Raw genomic sequence first — 6661 nt, 5'->3', positions numbered from 1 at the left:
TACCGCGATCAGCTGGAGGTGTTCGTCAGCTCCCTGGCCAGCGCCGACCCGCTCAAGGATGTGCAGCTCTCCCTGCTTGACGAGAAGGGCAACCGGCTGCAGGTGCAAACCACGGATCTCCAGGGCCATCGCCGCTTCGATCAGGTGCAGGGGGCTCGCCTGCTGCTGGCCGAACAGGGCAACCATCTGGCGGTACTGCGCCTCGATGGGGCGGCGCTCGATCTCTCCACCTTCGATCTCGGCACCCAGCCCTGGCAGGCCCAGCAGTTGTATCTGTTCAGTGGGCGCGACCTCTATCGCCCCGGCGAGCGACTTGACAGCGAGATCCTGCTCAAGGGGCAGGATGGCCAGCTGCTGCCGGGCATGGCGGTGGAGCTGGAGGTGAAACAGCCGGACGGCCAGCTGCTCGAACAAAAGCGGCTGCTACCGGATAGCCTTGGCGCCGCCCACTACGGTCTGCGTTTGCCGGATGATGCGCCGTTGGGGCGCTGGACCATCAACCTCAAGACCGCCGCCGGCAGTCGCTTCGAGTGGCCCTTTCTGGTGGAGGAGTTCTTGCCGGAGCGGCTGAAACTGCAGCTTGGCAAGGGGCCGGATGGCGAAGTCACTGATTTGGACGCGGCCCTCACTCTGCCACTGCAGGGGGACTATCTCTACGGCGCGCCGGCGAGCGCCACCAAGGCCAAGGCGGAGGTGAAGTTAAGCCGCGCCACCATGCCCTTTACCCAGTGGCAGGAGTTCACTCTGGGTGACGTGCTGCTCGCCGAGCAGGCCAAGGATCTCGAGCCGCTGAATCTCACCCTCAATGCGCAGGGGCAGGGGACTTTTTCGTTAGCTGATGAGCTCGATGGGGTGCGCGCCCTCGGGCCGCTGGAGGTGGCCTATGGGGTGTCGCTCGCCGAGCCCGGTGGCCGCGCTGTCAATCGCAGCCGCACCCAGTATGGCTGGCCTGCGGGCAGCCAGTGGCCGGCGCTCAAGGCCGACTTCGTGGCTGATCGAGTAGAGGGAGGCAAGCCGCTCCCCTTCCAGATCCTCAACCTCGATGAGCAAGGCCAGCCGGTGGCGGGGGCGGTGAAGGTGCGCCTCATCAACGAGTATCGCGACTACTACTGGCACTACGCCGATGGGGAGGGGTGGAAGTACGAGTTCAACAGCCAGCCTTATCTGGAGCAGGAGCAGACCCTGCAGCTGGATGGCAAGGGGCCGACCCCGCTCACGCTGCAACTGACGGCGGGCTGGTATCGATTGGAAGTGGAGAACAGTCAGGGCCATCAATCCAGCCTGCGGGTAGAGATCGGCAGCTACGCCTGGGGCGGCGGTGGCGAGCAGGCACGGCCCGACAAGATTGCCATCACCCTCGACAAGCGCGCCTATCGGGCGGGTGACAAGGCCAAAGTGACGCTGGTGGCGCCGCGCCCCGGCAAGGGGTTGCTGCTGGTGGAGGATGGCGACGGCCTGCGCTGGTGGCAGCGTATCGAGCTCAAGGGCGCAGGTGGCGATGCCAAGGATGCCCGCGGCGAGTTCGAGATCCCGGTCAGTCCCGAGTGGCAGCGTCATGACCTGCATATCTCGGCCCAGATCGCCGCGCCAGACAGCGCGTCCAAACCGTCCGGCAAGCAACAGGGGCAGAGCCTGCGCTCGGTCGGACTGGTGCCGCTCACCCTGGATCGGGAAGCGCGTCGTCTGCCGCTTACCCTGAGCGCACCGGATAAAGCGGTGCCGCTTACCCGGCTGGAAGTGACCGCCACCTCCACCCCCAACAGTCAGGGGCGCGTGGTGCTGGCGGCGGTGGATCGGGGCGTGCTCAACATCAGCGACTACCAGCCGCTCGACCCGTTCGAGATCTTCTTTGGTCGCAAGCGCTTCGCTCAAGATTTGTTCGACAACTACGGCCAGGTGATCCCGCCGCAAGATGGCAAGCTGGCCCGCCTCAATTATGGGGGTGACCGGGCGCCGCTGAAAAAGGGTGGCGCGCTGGAGAGTCGGGTCGAGATCGCCGCACTGTGGAGCGGCGAGGTGAGTTTTGACCAGCAGGGCAAGGCGGTGATCCCGCTCGATTTGCCCAACTTCAACGGCGAGCTGGCGCTGATGGCGCTGGCCTGGAACGAACAGCAGGTCGGTGAGGCCGAGCGCGCCGTCAAGGTGGTGGCGCCGCTGGTGGCAGAGATCGGCTGGCCGCGCTTTGGCGCCAGAGGGGATGAGACCCGGGCGCTGGTGCAGCTGCGCAACATGAGCGGTGAGGATCAGACCCTCTCCCTTGCCTGGACCCTCAACGGCGGGCTGAAAGCAAACGGCGAGCTGCCCGGCACCCTTTCCCTTAAAAATGGCGAGGAGCAGTGGCTGACCCTGCCGCTCACCGTGACCGGGGCGAGCGGCGTGGCACGCCTGCAGTTGGCTGCCAGCGGCAAGGATTTTGCCATCAGCCGCGACTGGACTTTGCCGCTGCGATCCCCCTGGCCGGCCGAGACTCGCCAGCGCTACCAGATGCTGGCTCCCGGCCAGCAGATGAGCTTTGCGCCAGCTGAGCTGGCCGGGCTGGATCGCGCCAATCTGCAGGGGCTGCTCAGTCTTTCCGGCACTCCCCCCTGGGATCCGGCAGCCCAGTGGCAGGCGCTGGCCGACTACCCCTATGCCTGTCTGGAGCAGACCCTGTCCCGTGCCTGGCCTTACTTGCTGACCACGGCGGATGAGCGCACCGCCTGGAGCAAACCCGCAGAGGGCAAGAAAGCGGCGAGCGAGGCGGATGTGCAACGCGCCCTGCTGCAACGGCTGCAGCGGTTGCAACTGCCAAGCGGCGGCTTTGGCCTGTGGGATGGTCGCTCCGACGAGGAGCAGTGGCTCACCGCCTATGCCGCCGACTATCTGCTGGCGCGCAAGGAGGCGGGCGATGCCGTGCCGGAGGCGATGCTCAATCAGGCGCTGAACCGGCTGCAGAGCTATCTCACCGACAGCCAGTATGGCGAGCGCTGGAGCAGTGCCCCCGAGCACAGCCGGCTGGCCTATCAGTCCTACAGCGCCTATGTGTTGGCCCGGGTGGGCAAGGCGCCGCTCGCTACCCTGCGCCTTATCTGGGAGCAGCAGGCTGATCACGCCCGCTCCGGTTTGCCGCTTTTGCACCTCTCGCTGGCCCTCTCGGCCATGGGGGATGAGCAGAACGCCGCCAAGGCCCTCAGCCGGGCATTGGCGACCGAGCGCGGGGACGACTATCTGGGGGATTACGGCTCACCGCTGCGCGATCAGGCCCTTGAGCTCTCCCTGTTGCGCCAGCACAAGCTGGCTGCGGAGCGCTGGCCCGCCCTCAGTGCCAAGGTGGCCGATACCCTGGCCCATCGTCAGTGGCTCAGCACCCAGGAGCGGCTCGCCCTGCTGCGACTCGCCCGCGTCGATCCGGCTGTCGACTGGCAGGCCAAGGTGGCTTCCTCTCTTGGCAGTGGATCCCTGAGCGGTTCGGCTCCGCTGCAGCAGGGCACCCCCGAGGCGCTGGCGGCGAGCGCCGTCACCAACGAGGGCAAGGGCTCCCTCTATGTGCAGCGCACCCTGGTCGGTTACCCCGAGCAGGCGCCGGCACGGATCAGCATGGGAATGAGCGTGACCCGCAGCTGGTTCAACAGCGACGGTCAGCGTTTTGACCCGACCAAGGTGAAGGTGGGCGATCTGGTGGTGGTGCGGCTCAACGTCAGCAGTGAATCGGCGGTGCCCGATGCCCTGCTGGTGGAGATGGTGCCCGCCGGCTTCGAGCTGGAGAACCCGGCCCTTGGCACCAGCATCAAGCTCGAAGAGCTCTCCATCGAGGGGAAACCGGCGTGGCAGAGCGAGTGGAACGACTACCTCAAGCATCAGGAGTTTCGCGATGACCGCTACACGGCGGCGCTGGATCTGAGCGCCGGGAGCAACCAGCAACTGGTCTACCTGATGCGGGCGGTGACGCCGGGTCGCTATCAGGTGCCGCCGACCCAGGTGGAGGATATGTACCGACCCGAGCTGCGGGCTGTGGGTGAGGATATCCACGAGGTGCGTATCTCTGAGTAACAAACCCTCCCTTGAGCGGGTTCGCCCGCTCACTTTCTGGCAGCGTGGCTGGCTGAGCCTGGGTCGCACTGGCCGCGCTGGCTGGCGCTGGCTTGGTGGCCTGCCACGCTGGCTGCGCTTTTCGGTGCTGGGGGTTGTGGCACTGCTCCTGTCATTGCTGGCGCTGGATCGACTCTTCCCGCCGCCGCCACTCGACCCTGCCTACGCACGGGTGGTGCTCGACATGAAGGGGCGACCGCTGCGCGCCTTTGCCGATACCAGCGGCGTGTGGCGCTACCCCGTGACCCTGGAGCAGGTCTCCCCTCGCTATATTGAAGCGCTGCTGGGTTACGAGGATCGCCATTTCTGGCACCATCCCGGGGTCAATCCGGTGGCCATGGTGCGCGGCATCGGTCAGTGGCTGCGTTACGGGCGCGCCGTGTCGGGGGGCTCGACCCTCACCATGCAGGTGGCCCGTCTTATCGAGCCCTACCACAGAAGCGTGCCCGGCAAGCTGCGCCAGATGGCCCGTGCGCTGCAGCTGGAGTGGCACCATGACAAGCGCACCCTGCTCACCGTCTATCTGAACCGGGCGCCGTTTGGCGGCAATCTGGAGGGGGTGCAGGCGGCAAGTTTTGCCTATCTCGGCAAGAGCGCGGCAAAGCTGACCTATGCCGAGGCGGCGCTGTTGGTGGTGCTGCCGCAGGCTCCCAGCCGCAACCGGCCGGATCGGCATCCCGAGCGGGCCCGCGCCGCCCGCGACAAGGTGATGCAGCGACTGGTGGCTCAGGGTGTCTGGCCCGAGCCGGTGTGGTTGGAGGGACGTATCGAGCCGGTGCTGGCCCGCGGTCACTTCACGCCGATGGAGGCGCCGCTCTTTGCCCGCCTCGCCGCTGACAATCAGACCGGGGCGCTGGTGCACACCACCATCGACGGGGATCTACAGCGCTGGCTGGAGGGACGGGTGGCAAGCTATATCCGCCGTTTCCCCGAGCAGACCTCAGCGGCGTTGCTCCTGGTAGACAACAAAACCATGGCGGTGCGCGCCTATGTAGGCAGCGCCGAATATGGCAACCTGCGCCGCCACGGTTATCTCGACATGGTGCAGGCGATCCGCTCCCCCGGCTCTACGCTGAAACCCTTCATTTACGGTCTGGCCATGGACGAAGGATTGGTGCACTCGGCCTCCCTGCTTTCCGATGCGCCGAGGCTGGGCTCGGAGTACCGCCCCGCCAACTTTTCCGGCGCCTTTCAGGGGCCGGTGACCCTGACTCAGGCACTGCAGCAATCCCTCAACGTGCCGGCGGTGCAGGTGCTGGAGGCGCTCGGGCCCGACAAGCTGGTCAGCCGCCTCGACAACGCCGGAGTGCGGCTGGCGCTCTCCGACAAGCCCAACCCGGCCATCGCGCTGGGGGCGGCGGGCATTCGGCTCGAACAGCTGGTGGCGCTCTACAGTGCGCTGACCCGGCAGGGGCAGGTGGCGATGCCGGTCTGGCTGGCGGGGCAGCAGGCGGTGTCACGCCCCTTGCTGAGCCCGGGAGCGGCCTGGATCACCTGGCAGATCCTGAGCGCGCAGGGACGGGCTGATCAGCCTTTTGCCAGTGAGGCAACCGGCAGGGTCAACCGGCTGGCCTGGAAGACCGGTACCAGCTATGGCTATCGCGACAGCTGGGCGATGGGGGTCTCCGGTCGCTGGACCATCGGCGTCTGGCTGGGGCGCCCCGACGGTACCCCCATGCCCGGTTTTTACGGCCAGAGCGCAGCGGTGCCACTGCTGCTCTCGGTCTACTCGCGGCTCTCGGACAACAGCCCTCTGCCGGCACAGCCCAACACGGTGAGCGAGGCTGAGGTCTGCTGGCCGCTGGGGCGCAAGGCGAGCGCGACCCTGTCGGAGGTTTGTTTGCAGCGCCAGAGCGCCTGGTTGCTGGAAGGGCGCGATCCTCCCACCTTGCCGGATCCCATGGACTGGCCCTCGCCGCTGCGTCAAGTTGCACTCACTGCCGGGGGCAAGCCGACTCTGACCCGTTGCCCCGATGCGGCGCAGTCGGGCTTCCGGGCTCTTTGGCCATTGTCGCTGGAGCCGTGGCGGTCCCCCGGCGAGCGACGGCAGGCGCTGCTGGCAAGTAGGTGTGCAGGGGAGGGGCAGAGCGCCGAGCTGCAGGCTCCCATTCGCATCGTGGCGCTGGGGGAGGGTAACCTTATCCGCAGCCAGCGCTATCGGTTGCAGCCCAAGGTGCTCGGCGGTGTCGGCAAGCCAGCCTGGTTTCTCAACGGCCAGCGACTGCGCTGGGACGGGGATCAGGTGCTGAATGTGGCGGGTCGTTATCAGCTGGTGGTGGTGGATGAAGCGGGCAACAGCGATCGTATCGAGTTTCACGTGGTGCATCCTGACAGTGATGCCGGCACCATCACCCGTTGATCGTTTTGCCGACAGCCATTGAGGTGAATGTAATTAACTATTTGAAATGCATCAATATTTGATTGGATGAATTAATTTGTGAATAATTACGAGTTCATTCAAATCCAATCGGGAGTTCTCTTTTGCTGCGTGTTCTGTGTCCCTTGCTGGTGCTGATGAGTTCGGGTTGTGCCACAACCAATCATGGTGATCACCATGTTTCTCCTGAACGTACCGGGTTCTATTCACCTTTCG

General features: G+C 65.8%; 2 protein-coding genes. Both read left to right on the top strand.

Annotation, left to right across the window (positions count from 1 at the left end; translation table 11 throughout):
* A partial coding sequence (locus G5358_RS00770; RefSeq protein ID WP_421323400.1) for an alpha-2-macroglobulin family protein occupies positions 1-4029 on the top strand: 4029 nt, incomplete at its 5' end.
* The gene (pbpC, locus tag G5358_RS00765) at positions 3995-6427 is read left to right on the top strand and encodes a penicillin-binding protein 1C (protein WP_421323399.1); all 2433 of its coding nucleotides are present in this window, start codon (positions 3995-3997) and stop codon (positions 6425-6427) included. The genes G5358_RS00770 and pbpC, both read left to right, overlap by 35 nt.
* Positions 6428-6661 lie beyond the last annotated feature (234 nt).

This window comes from Aeromonas sp. 604176 (assembly GCF_049170755.1).
In the GTDB taxonomy this organism is placed as follows: Bacteria; Pseudomonadota; Gammaproteobacteria; order Enterobacterales; family Aeromonadaceae; genus Aeromonas; species Aeromonas veronii_A.
This window is presented reverse-complemented; position numbering and strand designations above follow the sequence as displayed.